Genomic DNA, 21,488 nt, shown 5'->3' with positions numbered 1-21,488 from the left:
TAATTATAAAACATCTCTAAATTCGGGAACTTTGTCAAAAACGCTTTTCGCAAACGGACAAAGCGGAATGATTTTGATGCCTTTTTCACGCGCGTATTCTACGGCTTTGGCTACCATTTTTTTGCCGAAACCTTTGCCTTCATTTCCCGGTTTTACTTCGGTGTGGTCGATAATGATTTGTTTTTCACCCGCAAAAACAAAGGTCATCATCGCTTCGTGTTTGCTATTGACATCAATGTAAAAAAAGCCTTTATTCCCATCGATTTTAAGTTGTACTTCGTTGTTCATATTTTTTAAAGTTTACCGCAAATTCTCAAATTAAATAATTCGTGAATTTGCGGTTATTTTTATTTACTGAATCATTGGAACTTCCATTAATAAAATCTCAGCATCAGCTGTAGCTTCGAATGTTACTTTTTCGAAATCGGTGATGCCTAATCCATCGCGTTCACCTAAATCTTGTCCGTCTACTTTTACGCTTCCTTTGATTACGAAAACATAAAGTCCGTTGCCTTCTTTTTTACGGTTGTAATCTAAAGTAATTCCTTGGTCTAAATTACCCATGTGAAACCAAGCGTCTTGGTGAATCCAAACGCCTGCATCGTCAGCATTGGGTGAAAGTATTTGTTGTAATTTATTATGACGGTCGGTCGTGTCTAACGTGATTTGTTGGTAACGAGGTTCTACATTTCTGTATTTTGGAAACACCCAAATTTGCAACAAATTGGTTCTTTTATCCGCATTCGGATTGAACTCAGAGTGCTGAATTCCGGTTCCGGCGCTCATCACTTGTACGTCGCCGAATTTTATCACTTCGGTATTGCCCATACTGTCTTTGTGTGCCAAATCACCTTCCAAAGGAATCGTGATAATTTCCATATTATCATGCGGATGCGTTCCGAATCCCATTCCGGATGCTACGATGTCATCGTTTAAAACTCTCAAGACTCCGAATTGAACTCTTTCAGGGTTATAATAGCTGGCAAAACTAAAAGTATGGTGTGCGTTTAACCAACCGTGATCGGCATGTCCGCGAGTGTGTGCTTTGTGTAAAACAGTATTTTTCATGATGTATAAATTTACTAATTATTATGATACAAATTTACAATCATGGAGTGCGTGGAGCACTTAATGTAGATTAAGAAAGAAGTGTTCAGTGTTCAGTTGGCAGTTTTCAGAAGTCAATACCTTGAAGAGCGATTACTTTCTCAATAACCTACTCTTCATTTTGCTAAAGAATTCAGGCGTTACGCCAATAAAAGAAGCAATTTGTTTTTGAGGTACTTTTTGAATGAGTGTTGGGTATTTTTTGCAGAATTTTTCAAAGCGTTCTTCTGCGGTTAGGCTTAGGTTATCCATTAACCTTTCTTGATAGGAAACCAATGAGTTTTCTACAATGATTCTGAAAAAACGCTCTAATTTCGGGATTTGATGGTACAATTCTTCTTGGTTTTCTTTGGAGAGTAAAACCACTTCTGCATCTTCTAAAACTTCAATAAAAAGATTACCTGGTTTTTGCGAAAGCAAACTGTACATGTCACCAATCCACCAACCTTCACAGGCGAAACTCAAAACGTGTTCAACAATATTGTCGTTGATGTTAAAGCTTCTGAGCAAGCCTGAATTGACGAAATAAGAATGTTTGCAAACTTCTCCTGCGCTCAGGATAATGGTTTTGGCTTTGTAGTGTTTGGTTTCTATTTTAGATAAAAAAAGCAACTCTTCCTCGGGAGAAAGAGTTACTATTTTTGAAATATTATCAAGGATTTGAGCCAAGAGGAAGTTTTATTTTCTTGGAAGTAATTTGAATGAAGTTACGACAAATTTATTGTCTTTCAATTCGCCTACTACTTCAGCTTTACTTACGGCTGAACAAAAACCATCAGCAGCATGTGCATCACCGTGGTCATCTAATTTTGTACCTTCAACAAAATAAGGTTTGCCATCAACCATTGCGGCCAAATCACATCCTTTTTTGTCTTTCATTCCAAACATACATTGTCCGCAAGCCACTTCAACAATTACAGGTTCTTGGGTTGCAGCTTTTTTCTCTTGGGCATTCATGCTGGTTACACCCAACACAAAAGCAAGAATTAAAAATACTTTTTTCATTTTTTACAGGTTTATGGTTATTAATTTTGCGACTTCTTTCGCCTTTTCAGTGACAGTTTCAATGTTGGTTCCCAATGAATCATGGGTTAAAACAACACCCATTCTGCGATAAGGTCTTGAAGTTGGTTTTCCAAAGATACGAAAATCTGTTTTAGGTAGTGCGGCTACTGCAGAAATTCCTGAGTAGGTTGGATTTGCAGAATCTCCGGCGGCCAAAATTACCGCACTCGCGCCGGCTTTTTCCAAAGTAATTTCGAAAATGGGTAGGCTTAAAATGGCACGCAAATGCAATTCGAATTCGTTGAAATTTTGGGTCCCGGCGAGCGTAACCATTCCAGTATCGTGTGGTCTTGGCGATAATTCCGAGAAATATACGCCTTCATTGGTTAGGAAAAATTCTACTCCAAAAAGTCCTGCTCCGCCGAGTGCTTCGGTTACTTTGCGGGCCATTTCTTGGGCTTCGGCTATGTCTTTATCAGAAACAATGGCCGGTTGCCAACTTTCTTGATAATCGCCGCGTTCTTGTCGGTGACCAATTGGCGCACAGAATAACGTTGGATTACTGTTTTGAGTCACCGTCAACAAAGTGATTTCGGAATTGAAATTTACGAATGCTTCTACAATCACTTCCACAATATCACCGCGCGAACCTTCTTCGGCGTATCGCCACGCTTTTTCAATATCGGCTTCGGTTTTGATGGTCGATTGTCCTTTGCCGGAAGAACTCATTAGTGGTTTTACTACGCAAGGCATTCCGACTTCAGCTACCGCTTTTTGCAATTCTTCAGCGGAAGTGGCATAGCGATAATTGGCCGTTCTTAAGCCTAAATCTTTGGCGGCTAAATCGCGAATCGCTTTTCTATTCATGGTGAAATTGGCCGCTTTCGCAGAAGGCACAACCGTGATGCCCTGTTTTTCGTAATCGTAAAAACGTTCGGTGCGAATGGCTTCGATTTCGGGAACGATGAAATCAGGTTGGTGTTTGGCTACGATTCGGTCTAATTCGGCACCATCGAGCATGTTGATGACTTCGAATCCGTGAGCCACTTGCATTGCCGGAGCGTTTTCATAACTGTCGACTGCGATCACGGTTTGTCCGATTCTTTGTGCGGCGATAACGAATTCTTTTCCTAATTCTCCGGAACCGAGTAAGAGTATTTTTGACATTCTATTTAATTTTATAGTGTTGTCTAATGGTTTTATGCGTTAGGGATTGCAGTGGAAATCCTTTAGTTTTTAAACTAAAGATTGCAACGGAAAGCCCGACCTGAAAGGGAACGCCCTATTATTTATTAAAAAGCCCCAAGTTTCCTTGAGGCATAATATAGATTAAGCTAGTGCTTCTTTGATTCTTTTGAAAGCTTCAGTTAGCAATTCTTCGCTGGTAGCATAAGACAAGCGAATGCAGTTTGGATTTCCGAATGCGTCTCCGGTTACGGTCGCAACATTCGCTTCTGATAACAAATACATCGAAAAATCATCAGCATTAGCTATTAATTTTCCGCGTAAGGTTTTGCCGAAATAAGCCGAAACATCCGGGAACAAATAGAAAGCACCTTCAGGTACGTTGATTTTGAATCCAGGAATTTCTTTGGCCAATTCTACTACCAAGTTTCTGCGGTTTTTGAATGCGGATACCATTTCGTTTAAAACGCTTGGATCAGCATCAACAGCGGTAATCGTAGCTCTTTGTGCAATGGAGTTGGCGCCAGAAGTTACTTGACCTTGCATTTTGGTACAAGCTTTGGCTACAAATTCCGGAGCGCCGATATAACCGATTCTCCATCCTGTCATCGCGAAGGCTTTGGCGACACCATTCACAGTAATCGTTCTGTCGAAAAAGCCCGGAATGGTTCCGATGCTGCAGAAAGTTCCAGAGAAATTGATGTGTTCGTAGATTTCGTCGGAAACGATATAAATGTTTGGATATTTTTCTAAAACTTTACCAATAGCTTCTAGTTCGTCGCGGTTGTAAACGGAACCGCTTGGGTTACACGGTGAACTGAACCACATCATTTTGGTTTTCGGCGTGATGGCTTTTTCCAGTTCTGCAGCGGTCATTTTGAAATCGCTTTCTACAGAAGTCAGAACTTCTACAGGAACACCGCCTGAAAGTTTGATGATTTCATAGTAAGAAACCCAATATGGCGCAGGCAAAATCACTTCGTCGCCGTCGTTTAACATGACTTGCGCCACGTTGTATAAAGATTGTTTGGCACCGGTAGAAACTACAATGTTTGCCGGTTTGTAATCTAAATTATTATCTCTTTTGAATTTTCTGCAGATGGCTTCTTTTAGTTCGCCGTAACCGTCAACCGGTGTGTAAGTGCTGTAATTTTCATCGATAGCTTTTTTGGCAGCTTCTTTAATAAAATCGGGTGTATTGAAATCCGGTTCGCCTAAACTTAAGCTTATGATGTCTTTTCCTTGGGCTTTTAATTCTCTGGCCAAAGCCGCCATAGCCAGTGTTTGTGAAGTAGATAAGTTGTTAATTCTGTCCGATAAAATGCTCATTGTGTTGTTGTTATGTGGTTAAATAAAGAGACGCCAATAAAGGCGTCCCGTTTTATGTTATGCTAATTGCGGTTGTCTTCCCAATTCCCTTAAGTGCTTGAAATGCGAAGCGATAGCCGCTCGTGTTGTTTTGAATTCGTAATAAGGCAGTTCACATTCTTTAGCTGTTTGTTTTACGATTTCAGCAATTTTGTCGTAGTGAACGTGGCTGATATTTGGAAACAAATGATGCTCTACTTGGTGATTTAATCCACCGGTGTAATAGTTTACCAACCAATTTTTCGGTGCGAAATTAGCGGTTGTAAACAGTTGGTGAATGGCCCAAGTGTTTTCTATTTCACCATTGGCATCCGGAATTGGATTTTCGGTTTCTTCTACTACGTGCGCCAATTGGAATACAACGCTCAAGATAACTCCGGCAGTATAATGCATTACCAAAAATCCTAAAACTACTTTCCACCAAGAAACACCTAAAACTATTGGAATGACTATCCAGATAGAGAAATAAATGACTTTGGTAATGATTAAAGTGGTCCAACGAATCACCGGTTTTTTGAATTCACCATAGGATAAGTTTCTTTTTAAATAACGTTTCATTTGAAGGAAATCAGTCGTGATTGCCCAATTGAATGTTAATAACCCGTATAAAAATACAGAGTAATAATGTTGGAATTTATGGAATTTGTACCATTTAGCTTCTTTAGTGAAACGCATGATTCTTCCGGCTTCCAAGTCTTCGTCATGTCCTAAAATGTTGGTATAAGTATGGTGTAAAACATTATGTTGTACTTGCCAGTTGTAAACATTTCCGGCCAAGATATAAATACTTCCGCCCATGATTTTATTGACCCAAGATTTAGAGGAATAAGCGCCGTGGTTACCATCGTGCATTACGTTCATTCCAACGCCAGCCATTCCAATGCCGATTACTACGTTAAGCAAAAGGTAAGCCCAAATAGGCATATGCATTGCCAATAAAATAAAATAAGGAGTTAGGAAAATAGAAAACATGACTATAGTTTTCAAATGTAATTTCCAGTTGCCGGTTCTGTCGAGGTTGTTTTCTTTAAAGTAGTTGTTAACCCTAGTGTTTAAAGTTCTGAAGAATTTCAAACTATCGGTTTTAGAGAAAATTGGTGTTGTGGTATTCATTGTGATATTTCAAATTTTGTTCAAAGATAATTATTATAATTTTTCAAAGATTATAAACAAATCATAATTATCAACCAAAAGCACTATTTTTGTTGAAAATTCAATTTATGGAAGAAATTATCATACAATTTCCTAATCTTACTGAAAATCAACTCCTACAGTTTCAAAAATTAGAAGCGTTATACCAAGATTGGAATGCGAAAATCAACGTAATTTCTCGAAAAGACATAGATGAATTATACACCAAACATGTTTTGCATTCTTTGGCGATTGCCAAAATTCAACCGTTTGAATCCGGAACTTATATTCTAGACGTTGGAACCGGTGGTGGTTTCCCCGGAATTCCATTGGCAATATTGTTTCCCGAAACGCGATTCTATTTGATTGATGTCATTGCCAAAAAAATAAAAGTGGTCCAAGCCGTTGCCGAAGGGTTAGGGTTGAAAAATGTCAAAGCCGAACAAATGCGAGCCGAAAATGTTAAAGGCGATTATGATTTTATCGTCAGTCGTGCCGTGACTAATATGCCTGATTTTGTGTCATGGATAAAGGACAAAATTAAGAAGCAAAACAAACACGAGTTGAAAAACGGAATTCTCTATTTAAAAGGTGGAGATTTGACCGAAGAACTCAAAGATTTCCCAAATGCCACGGAATACAATATAGCTGAATTCTTCTCCAACGAATTTTTTGAAACTAAGAAAGTGGTTCATTTACCGTTGAAGTTTAAAGCATAAAAAAAGCCTCTCATTTGAGAGGCTTTTTTTTTAATCTTTTACAATTTTCTTGGTCACTTTTCCACTTTCATTGCTGATAGTGATGAGGTAAACACCTTTGGTCAATGTCACAGGGATTTCAAATGTTCCGCTGATGGTATTGTTTTTAGATTGATAAATCGTTTTACCTAACATATCAGTAACGGAGATATTGGCATTTTCGATAGTATAAGAAGAATTGATTTCAATAGTACTTTCAACTGGATTTTTAATCCAAAGCGTTTCAAATCCTGGATTGGTCGTAGCCAAGGCTCCGTTTATAATTTCATTCAAAGCAAAAGTCACATTGTCCTGGTTTAAGGTCACATGATTTTCATTTACAGTCGGAATAGAAGAAGCCACAAATGGCGTAACCGAAGCACCGGTTACCGGAGAGTATAAATTATTGGTACCCGAAATCGCCATCGAACTCCATGTTGGAATAAAGGTAAAATAGTCGGCATTCAAATTGGTGAAAAATTCAGTCAATAAAGGATCAGTCCCCAAATCAGCTTCAAAACCACTCATGTCAAATCTTCCGCCCGGCGCAGTGTCTAAGCCATCGGTATAGGTTGGTGCTTTAGAATTGGCCAAACTTTCAAATCCGGTAACCCAAAAGGCAATCACAAATTGTTGGCCTCTAAATCGACTTACTTGATTGGTTTGATTCGCGGCAGGCGTAAAACGCAAGTTGATAATGGCTCTTTGTGTAGCGGTGATGTTAAACGTATGGTTCATTACTTCAAAATTAGGCGAGTAGTTCATCGCTCCGTTGCCCGCTCCATTTGAAATCGATACGTTGCGGACTGTCGTTGGAAAGCCCATAGCGTTTAATTCGTTTTGGAATGCGGTTCTGTAATTGGGAGCACCAGTTGGCAATAAACTTGCAGCGTCGGTATTAAATTCAAAAGTGCTTCCGGTTTGCAAATGTCCTTCCATGTGGTCAATCAGCATTTGTCTGGCGGCCGGACTTTTAATCAATCCGTCAACAAGTGGTTGAACGGCTGCATTTCCTAACGGACCATAAGCCATATAGTTGAATAAATGTTGGAAACCAATAGGCACATTGGCACCTTGATGTGGTGAGTCAAAAGAAATATACAATCGTGTGTCGTGATTTAGCGTGTTTATTTCCATATGACGTAATGCATAACGAGAAATCAATCCGCCCATACTTGGGCCTATGATCACATTTTTTTGAGTGCCTACTTTTTGGGCGTTAATTTGATTAATGGTTTCTACTAACACAAAAGCATTCCGCTGAATAAAATCCACGCCACCATCAACAACGGTTGTTGTATTGGGTCTGGTGTAGGTTGGAAAATTAACCAACACAATGTCGAATCCTAATGTTCTTAAGTAATCGGCCAAATTTTGTCCGGTGCCATAATTTAAGCCGGCATACATAGTGGTAATAGTATTGGTGTCACCGGGATCAAAACCGTCAACTAAGAAAACAGGTTTGTCTAAAATTCCGTCAACTGTATCCGGAAAAATTTCATATTCGCCTTGACCTAAATAAGCCGCCGTTTCACCATAACCTTGATAAGGAATTGTCGCTGTTACAGTATTTACCACATTGGGTTGGTAATTGTTTTGGTTTGTTCTGTTGGCGGCACTGTTATTTTGAGCATTAATATCTATCACGAATGATTCGATGATGGTTTCTCCATTGGTAAATTGAATTTTGCAATTCACGATTTGCTTTCCATTTGCAAAACTAATTTTGAAAGGGCTGTTTCTTGAAATGCTTTTCCAAGTTTCTTCCCCTTTGGCTTGGATTGCGATGTTTTGAATTGTTCTGTTGGTAGTGTTGAAAATCAATTCGTCACTCAAAATAAAACTCACCTGATTGCTTTTGGATTTTGAAAGCAAAGGCGAAATCAAATTAAGGGAATGTTTTTCGAATACATTTTGGGCATTTGGTTGCAATTGAAACTGATTGTTGGCATTCAAAAACAAATCGCCGTTCTCCGTTGCAGTCGGATTTATTTTTTCAAAATCTGAAATCAAAATACTCAAAGGAACTTGATTTTTAGCAAAGCCAAGATTAGCAGCTTCGCGCAGTTTCTCTAGTTTTGGTATGCGTTGCAGGAAATCGGCACGTTGCATTTCGTGATAGACTTGCAAGAAATAATTAGGGGTTATTTCTGCTTTTCTTTGTTCTGAAGCATTTGAAATTCCGAATACTTGGTCGTAAAGAATTCCGGTTTCCGTTTTGTCTTTCAACAAATCATAAGTTTTGTCTTGTGCAAAAGCGGAAATGGAAAAAACTGCGATTAATAAAAGAGTAATTTTTATTTTCATAATGTTTGGTTGTTGGTTTTTGACGTTCGAAGATACAAAAAATTCATTTTCAACGGAATAAAAAAAGCCCAAGTAAAAACTTGAGCCTTAAATATAGAATTATGGAATAAAATTATTCTCCTAAAAATGGGTAACGATAATCTTCCGGGGTAACAAAAGTTTCTTTGATGGTTCTTGGGGAAACCCAACGCAATAAATTTTGCATTGAACCCGCTTTGTCATTTGTTCCCGAAGCTCTGGCACCGCCAAATGGTTGCATTCCTACAACGGCTCCGGTTGGTTTGTCGTTGATGTAGAAATTCCCGGCGCTGTTTTGTAAAGCCAAAGTAGCTTCTTGAATCGCATATCGGTCCTGACTAAAAATAGCTCCGGTCAAAGCATATTCTGAAGTACTGTCAACCAATTGTAAAGTTTCCGCCCATTTCGCATCTTCATAGACATAAATTGTCATTAACGGACCAAAAAGTTCGGTTTCCATAGTGGCGTATTTTGGGTTTGTAGTAACAATTACAGTTGGTTCAATAAAGTAACCTTTTGATTTGTCATAGTTACCGCCTACAATGATTTCGGCATCGCTGTCTTTTTTAGCTTGGTCGATAAAACTCGCCAATTTGTCAAAAGAACCTTCGTGAATTACGGCTGTAATGAAGTTTCCAAAATCCTCCGGAGAACCCATTTTCATCGATTTTACGTCGGTGATTAGTTGTTCTTTCACAGCCGGCCATAAACTTTGCGGAATATAACCTCTTGATGCGGCCGAACATTTTTGGCCTTGGAATTCAAAAGCACCACGGGTAATTCCGGTTACGACTTGTTTTACATTCGCACTAGGATGCGCTAAAACGAAATCTTTTCCTCCGGTTTCTCCGACGATTCTTGGGTAAGTTTTATAAGTATGGATATTGGTTCCGATTTTTTTCCAGATTTCTTTGAAGACAAAAGTGGAACCGGTATAGTGAACTCCGGCAAAATCAGGGCTGGCTAAAACTGTATCGGTAATCATTACAGGATCGCCAAAAACAACGTTAATCACACCATCAGGAACGCCGGCTTCTTTGAAAATATCAATAATTATTTTGGCCGAAAAGACTTGGCTATCACTAGGTTTCCAAATAACAGTATTGCCCATCAAAGCGGCACTCGTGGGAAGATTCGCAGCAATAGCGGTAAAGTTAAACGGAGTAATCGCGTATACAAAACCTTCTAACGGACGGTATTCCACACGGTTCCAAACATCCGAAATCGATTTGGGTTGGTCGTTGTAAATTTGAGTCATAAACTCTACATTGTATCTCAAGAAGTCGATTAACTCACAAGAAGCGTCAATTTCCGCTTGGAAAATAGTTTTCGATTGCGCAATCATAGTGGCTGCGTTAATCTTAGCTCTGTATGGTCCGGCGATTAATTCGGCAGCTTTCAAGAAGATAGCGGCACGTTGTTCCCAAGCCATATTGGCCCATTTTTTTCTGGCTTCCAAAGCGGAAGCAATAGCTTTTTCTACATGCACTTTTTCGGCCAAATGGTATTTTCCAACCACGTGTTGGTGATCGTGCGGCGCCGTCATGTTTCGGGTATTTCCGGTGCGAATTTCTTCGCTGCCAATGTAGTTCGGAACCTCAATAGTCTCGTTCCACATTTTTTTGTAAGCTGCTAAAACTGCTGCTTTTTCGGGCGAATTTGGGGCGTATGATTTTACGGGTTCATTAACCGCTTTTGGGACATGAAAAAAACCTTTTGGCATGATATGAAAAGATTAAAAATTTGACATTTGAATAACTAAAGAGATTCTTTTTTAAGAATTCCTGAATGCGACACAAAAGTACAAAGGAAATTTTGAATTTTTAATAAGAGAAGACAAAGATTAGTGTCTCTTTAACAGGACTTTTAATTCAGAGCAAACGGCGCGCTCAATTTGAAGGTTGGCACGATTACTTTAAAGGTTTTGGTCGTCGTAAAATTAATCATATTGAAGTAACCGCTCATGGCTCCGAATGGAGAAGACAACAAACAACCCGAATTATAAGTGTGTTTTTCGCCAGGTTTTAAAACCGGTTTTTTACCAATCACGCCTTCGCCGTCAACGATTTCTTTATCATTCAGAGAATCTAAGATTTCCCAATGGCGAGTATTTAATTGAACCGAATCTTTGCTGTGGTTTTCGATGGTGATTTCATAACTAAAGGCAAAGTGAATCTTGTAGTTTTTGAAGTAAGTGCCTTCAAAACTAGTCAAGACCGAAATCTTTATCCCTCGTGTTATTTGTGAAACCATGTAGTATTCATTCTATTACGTTGTCAAATTTACGAAAAATACGTTTTGATACGTGAATTAGATGTTAAATTTTCTAATTGGTAATATCGACCGAACTGGCTATTCCTTTGCCAATAATTCTATCGTAGCGTTGGTTGTTTTCTCGGTAATAAACTAAGGCAAAATAGTTGTTTTCGGTTTGGTGAAAATTCCCGTCTATTGCATTCTCTTCATCAATTTTACCATTGCTATCGGCAATTACATATTGGAAATTGGTAAAGCCTTGTTTTATCATGATGGCTTTTTCATAAATTCCCTTTTCGGCATTATACTCCATTTTGTTTTCTTCACTGATGGCGTAGTTGTTGAACATGCCGTTGATGTAAATCGGTTTTTTACCGTAATAACTCGGTGCCGAAAGCGTAAAGAAAACCCAAGCATAATCGGCTTCAATATCACTGTTCTGTGCTCCAATGTTCTTTACGATAAAATTCCCGTTGATATCAGGATAATAAGTGTAAGGCACATTGGCTCGGGCTTGCGCTTGATACAAATAAGCATTATACACTCCGCCTTTAGAATCCACACGGGCGATGCTGTTATTGGCGGCGCGGATGTCTTTGTTTTCAAAAAATAAATATTCGTTACCGGCCCAAAATTGGGTTTCTGTATCGTATTTATAAATCAAATCATTGGCTATGGTGTATTGAGGCTTGACATTGGTGATGGCATTGTCGAATTTGCCGTTTTGCAACAACATGACTTTGACATTCTTCAACGGACTTTGGAAATTAATAGTAGCCGATTTTATGGCAAAATCCAAGTTGTGTTTTTGGTTGGCAACCGACAAGTTTCTAGCTCTTCTGACTTGCATTGGAACGGAAACCAACTCTTCATAAAGAATAAATTTTTTGGTAAAGACTACTTCTTTATCATCGTTTAAAATTTTGATAACGTAGTTGCCACTTACTCTGAATTGGGTAAATCTGTTAGGAAAAGACAATTTGTAATGAGAATACAATTGTAAAGTCGTTAAGGAATTGGTGTAATCTTGAATTCTTTGGTCGTCAAAACCATTGATGTATTCGGCTTTGGCCAATTGGGATGGATTCCAGTCGTAATCACAATGGGTTATGGTGTAAAAATAGTTAGCTTCATTACCGTATAAGTCATCAAAATGGATTTGGAAACTGTCACCCAATTGGAATATCGGAACTGCATTTTGTCCGTTTTGAACAAAACTTACGGTTTTAATATTGTAAGGTGGCGCGATTTCTTTTTCGGGTTGGCCGACCGCATTTGTAATGGTAAAAAAAAATCCGAGTAAAAAGGCGAAATATTTTGGCATATTATTTTGAATCAGATTGGTAAAGATACTAATTTTATCTAGCGAGAATTATGCCAAATAAAGAATTATTTAAAACAGACGGGAATGATTTCGCTTTTGGCCAAACAATATTTCTCTACTAATTCAGGCGCTATTTTATTTGTATAATCTTCTTCGATTACTTTGAAACCAATGCTTCTTAGTTTGTCAAAATAATCTCTGCCATAAACTCTTACGTGGTCATATTGCCCGAAGATTTTGGCGCGTTCTTTTTGGTCAACAATCGTATCATCCGAAAAAGTCACAGCTCTCGACAAGTCTTGCGGAATTTGAAAAATGCCCATACCGCCCGGTTTTAAAACTCGGTACAATTCCTGCATCGCCTTGGTGTCATCCGGAATGTGTTCCAAAACGTGGTTGCAAAGAATTAAGTCATAAGCATTGTCTTCAAAAGGCAAGTTGCAAATATCCGCTTTCACATCCGCCAAAGGCGAAAGCAAATCGGTGGTAGTATAATAGATATTGGTTTGCTTTTTGAAACGTTTGTAAAACTCTTGTTCAGGAGCAAAGTGTAATACTTTTTTCTTGGTGGTTGCCGTAAAAAAATCGGTTTCGTTTTGTAAATACAACCAAAGCAAACGGTGTCTTTCCAGCGAAAGTGTACTTGGCGACAATACGTTATTTCTCTGATTTCCGTAACCGTAAGGCAAGAACATGCGGAAACTTTTCCCGTCAATCGGGTCAGTAAATCGATTTCCTTTTAACAAAAAAGCCAAGATTGGCCGAACCACAATACTTAAACGAATTAATATTGGTCTTGGGATGGTATTTAGGATAAATTTGAAGATTTTTCTCATTACAACACAATAGGGTTTTTGCGGAATTCATCTTCTTCACTGCTCTCAATACCCAAAGCTTTGTAGATATAAGCAAAGGTCGAAAGCAATTCGGGTTTACCGTCAACCAAAGCAACGTCGTGTTCGAAATGCGCACTTGGTTTGCCGTCGGCCGTTAAGATGGTCCAACCGTCTTTCAATTGTTTTATGTTTTTGGTTCCCATGTTAATCATCGGTTCAATAGCGACAACCATTCCTTCAACGAAAAGTTTTCCGCGACCGCGTTTGCCGTAGTTTGGCATTTCCGGTTCTTCGTGCATTTTTTGACCTAAACCATGTCCGACCAACTCACGAACTACGCCGTAACCATGTGCTTCGGTGTATTTTTGAATCGCATTCCCCACATCTTCCACACGATTCCCGATTTTGAACTCACGGATGCCAACGTACAGACTTTCTTTGGTTACCTGTAATAGTTTTTTCACTTCGGGAGCGACTTCACCAATCTCAAAAGAGTAGGCGTGGTCACCGTAAAATCCGTTTTTCAACGCACCACAATCTACCGAAATCACATCGCCTTCTTGCAAAGGAACATTGTTCGGAATACCGTGAACGACTTGTGCATTCGGACTCATACAAAGCGAGTTTGGAAAACCATACATGCCTAAAAAGCCTGGCTCAGCACCGTGGTCTCTGATGAAGGCTTCGGCTAATTTGTCTAGATATAAAGTGGTCACTCCGGGTTTGATTTCGGAGGCTATCATGCCTAAAGTTTTCGAAACAATCAACGCACTTTCGCGCATCAATTCAATCTCTTCTCTTGTTTTTTGGATAATCATCTGCTGTAATTTAACGTCTTTCCTTTCAGTATGTGACTTGAAATGAGTTTGCAAAAGTAATTATTTTAGCAATACTTATTCCGGATTCGCCATCATTTTAAACAGCGCGGCATTCGAATCCAAAAAACGGTTTTCGAGTTGTAATTTTGAAAGTTGGGCTGTAACCAAATTATTTTCGCGCGAATTGATTAAAAACACAGAGCTTTCGCCAAAGGAGAAAAGGCGTTCTTCAGAGGCTAACATCGTACTGTAATCGTTTACCAGACTTTCAATTAGCTGTTGCTGTCTTTCTAAAGAAGCTATTTCGGTTTGTTGCGCTTTGATTTTATTCTTCAATTGTACTCTTTCCAAATCCAAATCAAATTTTACGTCTTGCAATTTGTATTTTGCCAATTGTAAACTTCCGCGTTCTTTGCGTAAAAACACCGGAAAGGAAAAATTCACACCCACTTTGTAATCTTGAAATCGGTAATTGTCAATGTAACTCGGTTCGGATAAATAGGAGTAACCTAAGTCAATTTTGGGCAAAAGCATATTGGCTTTTAATCTTCGTTCCACTTCAAGCATTTCGATTTTATTTTCGAGTGCATTAATCTTCGGATGGTTTTCTAAAGATGGATTTTCTAACATCAAATCATTAGTGCGTAACGTTTCTTTGATGGTCGTGGCCAAATTTTCCTCCGGAATCATATCGTCTTGCAATTCGAGCGGCACATTATTTTCTAACCAAAGGAAGTTGGCCAATTCCAGTTGGGCTTTCGCCAATTTTAATCGGGATTCTTCTAAACTCAGCTTTCGGTTTCTCACTATAATTCCGGCTTCCACACTGTCAATCGCCGGTTTGTCGCCTTCTTCGATTGATTTTGTAATGCCTTTGTAACGCACTTCGGCATTGGTCAAATAATTTTGGTATAACGTGACTTCGTTGAAATTTCGCTTCCAATTAAAATAAGCCACCGAAGCGTCATATAAAACCGAAACCGCCATCAAATTACGTTCGGCCTGACTCAATTTGACTTGAATTTTGGCTTTGCGCAAATCGGCCATGCGTTGGTTAATGAATAAGCCTTGTCCGAGCGGAATCGAAATGCCAAGCGAAGTCAGACCTTGATTCGGAACCGTATTTTCCGGATTCAGATAAATACCATCGTTGTTGTCAAATCCGGCTTTGATTTCTACACCATACCAAGTCGGTATTTTGAAACTGCTGTTAAGTATCGAATAATATTCGTTGTCTTTGAATTTTTTCTGTTCAAAATCGACTTCAATTTTAGGATCAAAACCACCGCGTGCCATCATTAAATTGGCTTGTGCCTGATTGAGTTCCAAGTTGGCGCTTTTGACCAACGGATGGTATTTTTTGACATACCCTAAAAACTCATTATAAGTGAGTTCTTTGGTAGCATTTTGGCTCCAAACCGACATTCCTAAAAATAAAAAACCTATTAGTATCGATTTCATTACTTTTTGTCTTTTTGAATATTATTTTTTGGTTGGTAATAATTCGGTGGGAAACCGTTAAGTGTTCGCCAAATTTCAAACCAAACCGGAACATTGTCTAACAACGCCAGGGTTTGCGCTCCCGAACCGATACTGATTTGTTTTGGCCAAGGCACATCATTTTCATCAGGCGCAATTAAAACTCTGAATTTTCCATTATCGCTTATGAAATTTTCAATAGCAACAATCTTTCCGCCAAACGTACCGTAAGACATATTGGGCCAACCAGAAAAAACGATAGTCGGCCAACCGTCAAACCAAATTCTCACTTTTTCCCCTTTGTGCAATAGTGGCAAGTCTGTTGGTGTTACAAAAGTTTCTACAGCAATGTCATATTTAGACGGCATAATACTCACGATTTGTGTGCCTTCTTTAATTGTTTCGCCAATCCCAGATTGTAGTGCTCGGTTAACATAGCCGCTTTGTGGCGCTTTGATGTAATACATGCCGTTTCGGATTTGGTAATTGGCGTATTGATTTTGGAGTTTGTTGACTTGTGCTTCTGTGTCGTACTGACTGCTAAGTGCCGTATATTGATCACTTCGGGCTTTTTGCTCTTTTTCGTTGTACTCTGCGATGATGCGGTTGATCTCTACTTTGGCGTTAATCAACTCGTTTTCACTAGCCAAGAATTTATTTTCTTGGGTGATAATTTTGGCTTCGGTTTCTTGTAATTTCAAGCGTTTTTCTTCCACATCGGTCATAGGTTTTAAGCCTTCTTTGTTTAAAGCTACAGAACGATTAAATTGTGTGGTCGCGATTTTAATTTGGGTTCTCACGGCAACCAAATCCATGCTGTCGCTTTTGACTTTTAACCTGGATTGCTTGATTTTATTTTGGGCTTGTTGCAGTTTTAATTGGCGTTCACTTTGAATCGCTGCTATTTGTGCTTCAAGAGAAGTCACTTTGCCTCCATAGGATTTTCCGGCGAGTTCTTTTGCTTTGAGTTGGCTTTCGGTGTTTTTCACCAAATTTGGGTCGAGGTAATCTTCTTTTGTTTCCGAAATAAAAAGTATGGTATCGCCTTTTTGCACAAAATCGCCTTCTTTGACATACCATTTTTCAATTCGTCCCGCGATGGCCGAATGAATGGTTTGTGGTCTTTGGTCGGGTTTTAACGTAGTGACCGCGCCCGTTCCGGAGATATTTTGTGTCCATGGCAAAAACAAGATAAGTAAACCCAACAGTGAAACGCCAACAATAATTTTGTTCAAAATTTTGTAGTGCGGTCGGTTGCTCAGCGTTTTAAACGTGCTGTATTTTTCTATGCTTTCGCCAATTCGGTTGTTGTTTGAAATGTTAAGCATCGTTATTGTTTTTTAGTGTCTTTGATTATTTTTCCTTCGCTCATGGTAATGTTTCGAGTGCATTTTTGTTGCCAATAATCGTTTTTAGAGGAAACAATAAGCGTCCATTTGTTCTCCTTAGAAGTGATAAAATCTATGACTTCTTTTGCGGCGCCTTCATCCATTTTATCTAAAGCATCTTCGTAGAAAAGAATTTTAGGTCGGTTGATAATGCTTCTCGCCAAAAGGATTTTCTGTGCATTCGAAGAGGACAATTGCTTGCCTTCGGGATAGATTTTGGTGTCCAAACCTTTGGGTAATGACTTGATGAAATCACCCAAATTCACGCTTTCTATGGCCCATTTTAAATCTTCCTGAGAAATCAATGGGTTGTTGAAAGTGATGTTTTCCAAAATAGTGCCTTCAAATGGCGTTTCACCAATAATAATCGTGCTGATTTGTGAGCGGTATTGTTCCAAATCAATTTTTCGATAAGTGTCATCATTGATGTAAAACGAACCCGAAGTGGGTTGCAACAACCCGGAAAGTATGCGAATCAAAGTTGTTTTCCCTGAACCGTTTAATCCTTCCAAATATATTTTCTCCGATTGTTCGATGGTTAGATTTATCTTCTCTAAGACATAATTGGGCGAGTCCGGAAATTTATAACTCAGGTTTTCAGCCGCCAATTGAATATTGGTATAACAATACTCTGCTGGTTTTGAAGTCATTTCTTCTATTTCTAAGTCGGTGATTTGACCAATTTTTTCCACAGCGGTTAAAACATCATAAAGCGTTTCTAGGCCGATTACGATTTTTTCCACCGAATTGATAACCAATAAGATGATGATTTCTGCCGCTACGAATTGACCGATATTCATTTTTTGGTTCAATACCAAATAGCCGCCAATCAATAATAATCCTGCAGTGATGATGATTTTAAAAACAATCAATTGGGTGAATTGTCTTTTGATAATGCCGAAATGTCTTTCGCGATACGATAAGTATTCTGAAACCAAGCGGTCGTTTTTGGTCAAAGCAAAATCAAAATTGGAAGATTTTTTAAAACTGAAATTATTTCGCGCCATTTCTTGTAACCAACTTACGACTTTATATTTGTATTTCGATTCCTTTAAGCTACTGGACAAGCCGGAATTATAGGAAAACCGGAAGATTACATAGAGTAAAATCACTAAAAAAACACCAAAGAAAATAAAGAATGGATGGTAAAGTGACAACAAAATAATTCCGAATACAATTTGTAAAAGCGCCGAAGAAAAGTCAATCAGTAACTTGGAAGCGCCTTTTTGGATGGTCAAAGTATCAAAAAAACGATTGGCCAATTCCGGCGGATATTGGTTGTGCAGTGCATCGGTTTTGATTTTTGGCAAACGAAAACCAAATTCAAACGAAGAACGAATGAATATTTTTTGTTGTAAATTCTCTGTAATACGCAATTGCATTAAAGATAAAATCCCAACTAATGCGACTCCTGCAATGACAATAAAAACCAAAACAATCCAAGAAACACTAACTCTTCCCGATTGAATTAGGTTGATAATCGCTTGAATGCCTAAGGGTAATGACAAACTCACTAATCCGGCAAAGATGGCGTAAAAGAATATTTGTGAAATGTCTTTTCGGTCGAGTTTGAGCAGGTTAATTAATCTTTGAGACGAGGTTAGTGCCATAGTTATTTGCTTAAAGTTTTTTGGGCCAAATCAATATAAAATTGGGTTGGCGAGTTGTTTTCATTGCAATTGGTAATGGTTTTCAAATGGTCTTTTAAAAAGTGTTGGTGTAGTGAACCTTCCACTATAGAAGAAGCCAAGCTTTTGGCAAAATCATACTCCTGATTGACTTCTTGAATGATATCAATGATTCGGTTGATGACTCTTTTATAGACCAAAAAGAAACCTTCTTTGTTCTCGGCATCCACTTCTTTGGTCAATAATGTTTTGGTAAATTCAGCAATGATGATTTTATTTAAAACCGATTCGTTAATGTGAAGTGTGGTAGAGTCATCTTCGATTTTTTCGGTCACTATGGTTATGGCTCTTTTGAGTTTTTCCAGAGGATCAACGATGTTAGACGTTGAAAACACCAATCGGTATTCCATCCATCCCCAATACCAGGAAGACAAATACAACAAGAGTTTGTGTTTGCTTTCAAAATAACGGTATATCGAACTTTCATTAGATCCGATTCTTTCGCCTAGTTTTTTAAAAGTAAAGACTTCAAATCCAATTTCGTCAATCAACAGTATGCTTTCTTGGATAATTTTCTTTCCAAGGGCTGAGGTTTCCGGGTCTTTCACGTAAATTTTTTCATTTACCTGAATTTTTAAATTAGATAATATCGAATTCATAATGATAATATTTTTTGCAAATATAATAGTAATACTATCAATATTGAAATTTTAACTTTTATTTATAATAATTTAAATTCTCACTCATGAGAAATGTCATATTTTTATAAGGCATTACGATATAATTTTGGATAAAATTTTTGGGATGAGTAAATATGTTACGGCTGCAGAAGCAGTCAAAGTAGTAAAATCAAACGATAGGGTATACGTTCAAGCGGCGGCAGCCACACCAACCATCTTAACCAAAGCCTTAGCTGAAAGAGCTTCAGAACTCCGCAATGTTGAGGTTTGTCATTTACATACTGAAGGTCCGGCACCGTATGCCAATCCTGAGCTGGCAGATAGTTTTCACGTCAATTCGTTTTTTATTGGTGCCAATGTTCGTCATACTTTAACTGCCGGAAACGGTTCGTATACCCCGGTTTTTTTGAGTGAACTGCCTCATTTGTTTCGCAAAAAAGTATTATTGATTGACGTAGCTTTTATCCACGTTTCACCACCGGATAAGCATGGATATTGTTCGTTAGGCGTTTCGGTAGAAGCCACTGTAGCGGCTATTGAAAATGCTAAAATTGTCATTGCGCAAGTCAACCCACAAATGCCGAGAACTTTTGGTGACGGAATTCTTCATGTTTCCGAAATAGATTATTTGGTAGAAGTCAACGAACCCATTTTTGGTCATGCGCCAACGCCTTTTTCCAAAGAAGAAGAGAAAATAGGCGAGTACGTAGCTTCCTTAATTGAAGACCGAAGCACTTTACAAATGGGCATAGGTTCAATCCCAAATGCGGCTTTAAGTAAATTGAAAAACCACAAAGATTTAGGCTTACACACCGAAATGTTCTCAGACGGTGTAATTGATTTGATTGAAAGCGATGTCATCAATTGTAATTATAAAGGCACTTTGCGCGGCAGAGTGTTAGCCACTTTTTTAATTGGTTCCAAACGTTTGTATGACTTTGTCAACGACAATCCGTTTATAGAAATGAAAGAATCTTCAATGGTAAACGATACGGCGCGTATTCGTAAAAACCCCAAAATGGTAGCCATTAATTCTGCGATAGAAGTAGATGTAACCGGACAAGTTTGTGCTGATTCTATTGGGGCCAAAATGTATTCAGGCGTCGGTGGTCAAATGGATTTCATCCGTGGCGCTTCCTTAAGCGAAGGCGGAAAAGCGATTATTGCATTACCGTCAATCACCAAAAGAGGCGAAAGCAGAATTGTTCCTTATTTAAAACAAGGCGCCGGCGTAGTTTCTACCCGTTCCCACGTGCAATATATCATCACTGAAAACGGCATCGCCGACTTATATGGCAAAACCTTAAAACAAAGACTCAACGAAATGGTGCGAATTGCGCATCCAACCCATCAGGAAAGTATTGAAAGAAGTTATTATGAGTTGTTGAAATAGGAGCGAAAGGCTCGGGCGTTTTTGCAGTCCATTTTCCTGCTTTTCGTTGCAATAAAAAATGCTTCCAAATAGGGAAGCATTTTTTATTTACACTGCAATCAGGGCTAAAAGAAAAGCCTTTTAACTTTCGGAATCGTTTAATAATTTTTTAATTGTCCGCCAATATTTTGTAATCATCCGCTAATACTTTGTATGCTGTCGCAAACACTATGATATCTACCGCTAACATTCTATAATCATCCGCTAATACTATGACATCTTTTGCTAATATTCTATAATTTTCCGCAAATATTATGACATCTTTCGCAAATATTATGACATCTTCCGCTAAATTTCTGTAATCTGTCATCAACATTTTGTAATCAATTGCAAACAAAATGAGATATATTGCAAACGGAATAAGATATATTTTATATATTTGAAAGAAAAAACCATCAATATGACTAAAAACAACCAAAATATACACGTAGGTACGCTCATTAAGCAGTTTTTGACCGTTCATAAAATAAAGCCCATCGAACTCAGTAGGCTGTTGCAAAAAACGCGCATGGTAGGGCGGATGCATACCACCAAACAATCGATGCAAACGGCTACTTTGCTTGAGGTGTGCTATGCTTTGCGCTATAATTTTTTTCAGGATATTGCCAATACTCTGCCTATTGAATTTAAAGCTAATGAAAGACCCAACGCAGAAAAAGAAGCACAGGAACAAGAAAACATTGCCTTGATAGCACAACTACAAGAGGAGAACAAAGTCCTCAAAATTCAGAATGAATTGTTGATGAAAATGAACGGTATGCCATAAAAAAATCCCTCGCATGAGGGATT

Annotated in this window: 21 protein-coding genes; 3 read left to right on the top strand and 18 right to left on the bottom strand. The window is 38.5% G+C overall.

The window, feature by feature from the left end; all coding sequences use genetic code 11:
* Positions 1-3: 3 nt before the first annotated feature.
* The 7 genes from ACK4HO_RS03935 to ACK4HO_RS03905 form a co-directional block, all read right to left on the bottom strand.
* The gene (locus ACK4HO_RS03935) at positions 4-288 is read right to left on the bottom strand and encodes a GNAT family N-acetyltransferase (protein WP_409662859.1); all 285 of its coding nucleotides are present in this window, start codon (positions 286-288) and stop codon (positions 4-6) included.
* 63 nt (positions 289-351) lie between these two features.
* Positions 352-1,068: a pirin family protein gene (locus ACK4HO_RS03930; RefSeq protein WP_409662857.1), complete on the bottom strand. Its 717-nt coding sequence runs from the start codon at positions 1,066-1,068 to the stop codon at positions 352-354.
* A gap of 132 nt (positions 1,069-1,200) precedes the next feature.
* On the bottom strand, positions 1,201-1,776 hold the full coding sequence (locus tag ACK4HO_RS03925) for a Crp/Fnr family transcriptional regulator (RefSeq protein ID WP_409662855.1): 576 nt from the start codon (positions 1,774-1,776) through the stop codon (positions 1,201-1,203).
* Positions 1,777-1,785: 9 nt separating this feature from the next.
* A complete protein-coding gene (locus ACK4HO_RS03920; protein WP_409662852.1) occupies positions 1,786-2,112 on the bottom strand; it encodes a DUF6370 family protein in 327 nt (108 codons plus the stop codon).
* Positions 2,113-2,115: 3 nt separating this feature from the next.
* Positions 2,116-3,279, bottom strand: a complete 1,164-nt coding sequence (gene purT / locus ACK4HO_RS03915) for a formate-dependent phosphoribosylglycinamide formyltransferase (RefSeq protein ID WP_409662849.1) — start codon at positions 3,277-3,279, stop codon at positions 2,116-2,118.
* Between the two features lie 162 nt (positions 3,280-3,441).
* Positions 3,442-4,626, bottom strand: coding sequence for a pyridoxal phosphate-dependent aminotransferase (locus tag ACK4HO_RS03910; RefSeq protein ID WP_409662847.1), 1,185 nt, complete (start codon positions 4,624-4,626; stop codon positions 3,442-3,444).
* A gap of 57 nt (positions 4,627-4,683) precedes the next feature.
* A complete protein-coding gene (locus ACK4HO_RS03905) occupies positions 4,684-5,778 on the bottom strand; it encodes a fatty acid desaturase family protein (RefSeq protein ID WP_409662844.1) in 1,095 nt (364 codons plus the stop codon).
* Positions 5,779-5,885: 107 nt separating this feature from the next.
* Between ACK4HO_RS03905 and rsmG the strand changes: the two genes are divergently transcribed.
* On the top strand, positions 5,886-6,515 hold the full coding sequence (rsmG, locus tag ACK4HO_RS03900; protein ID WP_409662841.1) for a 16S rRNA (guanine(527)-N(7))-methyltransferase RsmG: 630 nt from the start codon (positions 5,886-5,888) through the stop codon (positions 6,513-6,515).
* A gap of 30 nt (positions 6,516-6,545) precedes the next feature.
* Here the strand turns inward: rsmG and ACK4HO_RS03895 are convergent, their stop codons facing one another.
* The 10 genes from ACK4HO_RS03895 to ACK4HO_RS03850 form a co-directional block, all read right to left on the bottom strand.
* On the bottom strand, positions 6,546-8,840 hold the full coding sequence (locus ACK4HO_RS03895; protein ID WP_409662839.1) for a T9SS type A sorting domain-containing protein: 2,295 nt from the start codon (positions 8,838-8,840) through the stop codon (positions 6,546-6,548).
* Positions 8,841-8,952: 112 nt separating this feature from the next.
* Positions 8,953-10,581 carry an L-glutamate gamma-semialdehyde dehydrogenase gene (gene pruA, locus ACK4HO_RS03890; RefSeq protein WP_409662836.1) on the bottom strand — a complete coding sequence of 543 codons (1,629 nt, stop codon included), beginning with the start codon at positions 10,579-10,581 and terminating at the stop codon, positions 8,953-8,955.
* Positions 10,582-10,724: 143 nt separating this feature from the next.
* Positions 10,725-11,111: a Co2+/Mg2+ efflux protein ApaG gene (gene apaG, locus ACK4HO_RS03885; RefSeq protein ID WP_176305912.1), complete on the bottom strand. Its 387-nt coding sequence runs from the start codon at positions 11,109-11,111 to the stop codon at positions 10,725-10,727.
* Positions 11,112-11,184: 73 nt separating this feature from the next.
* On the bottom strand, positions 11,185-12,438 hold the full coding sequence (locus ACK4HO_RS03880) for a DUF5103 domain-containing protein (protein WP_409662832.1): 1,254 nt from the start codon (positions 12,436-12,438) through the stop codon (positions 11,185-11,187).
* 65 nt (positions 12,439-12,503) lie between these two features.
* Positions 12,504-13,274: a class I SAM-dependent methyltransferase gene (locus tag ACK4HO_RS03875; protein ID WP_409662829.1), complete on the bottom strand. Its 771-nt coding sequence runs from the start codon at positions 13,272-13,274 to the stop codon at positions 12,504-12,506.
* Positions 13,274-14,092, bottom strand: coding sequence for a type I methionyl aminopeptidase (gene map / locus ACK4HO_RS03870; protein ID WP_409662826.1), 819 nt, complete (start codon positions 14,090-14,092; stop codon positions 13,274-13,276). The genes ACK4HO_RS03875 and map overlap by 1 nt, the downstream gene beginning before the upstream one ends.
* Before the next feature lie 75 nt (positions 14,093-14,167).
* Positions 14,168-15,553, bottom strand: coding sequence for a TolC family protein (locus ACK4HO_RS03865; protein WP_409662823.1), 1,386 nt, complete (start codon positions 15,551-15,553; stop codon positions 14,168-14,170).
* A complete protein-coding gene (locus ACK4HO_RS03860; protein ID WP_409662820.1) occupies positions 15,553-16,899 on the bottom strand; it encodes an HlyD family secretion protein in 1,347 nt (448 codons plus the stop codon). The genes ACK4HO_RS03865 and ACK4HO_RS03860 overlap by 1 nt, the downstream gene beginning before the upstream one ends.
* A 2-nt stretch (positions 16,900-16,901) precedes the next feature.
* Positions 16,902-18,569 carry a peptidase domain-containing ABC transporter gene (locus tag ACK4HO_RS03855; protein ID WP_409662816.1) on the bottom strand — a complete coding sequence of 556 codons (1,668 nt, stop codon included), beginning with the start codon at positions 18,567-18,569 and terminating at the stop codon, positions 16,902-16,904.
* 2 nt (positions 18,570-18,571) lie between these two features.
* Entirely contained in the window at positions 18,572-19,246 is a 675-nt protein-coding gene (locus tag ACK4HO_RS03850) for a TetR/AcrR family transcriptional regulator (RefSeq protein ID WP_409662813.1), read from the bottom strand.
* Positions 19,247-19,391: 145 nt separating this feature from the next.
* Here ACK4HO_RS03850 and ACK4HO_RS03845 point away from each other — a divergent pair, with 145 nt between their 5' ends.
* Complete coding sequence (locus ACK4HO_RS03845; protein ID WP_409662810.1) at positions 19,392-20,660, top strand: acetyl-CoA hydrolase/transferase family protein; 1,269 nt, start codon at positions 19,392-19,394, stop codon at positions 20,658-20,660.
* A gap of 148 nt (positions 20,661-20,808) precedes the next feature.
* Here ACK4HO_RS03845 and ACK4HO_RS03840 read toward each other — a convergent pair whose 3' ends face one another.
* A complete protein-coding gene (locus ACK4HO_RS03840; protein WP_409662807.1) occupies positions 20,809-21,225 on the bottom strand; it encodes a hypothetical protein in 417 nt (138 codons plus the stop codon).
* Between ACK4HO_RS03840 and ACK4HO_RS03835 the strand changes: the two genes are divergently transcribed.
* Positions 21,220-21,465 (top strand): hypothetical protein, encoded by a 246-nt coding sequence (locus ACK4HO_RS03835; RefSeq protein WP_409662803.1) that lies wholly within the window; start codon positions 21,220-21,222, stop codon positions 21,463-21,465. The two genes, ACK4HO_RS03840 and ACK4HO_RS03835, sit on opposite strands and share 6 nt — an antisense overlap.
* The last annotated feature ends 23 nt before the right edge of the window (positions 21,466-21,488 follow it).

Origin of the sequence: Flavobacterium sp. (assembly GCF_046296355.1) — a bacterium.
Lineage (GTDB): Bacteria > Bacteroidota > Bacteroidia > Flavobacteriales > Flavobacteriaceae > Flavobacterium.
This window is presented reverse-complemented; position numbering and strand designations above follow the sequence as displayed.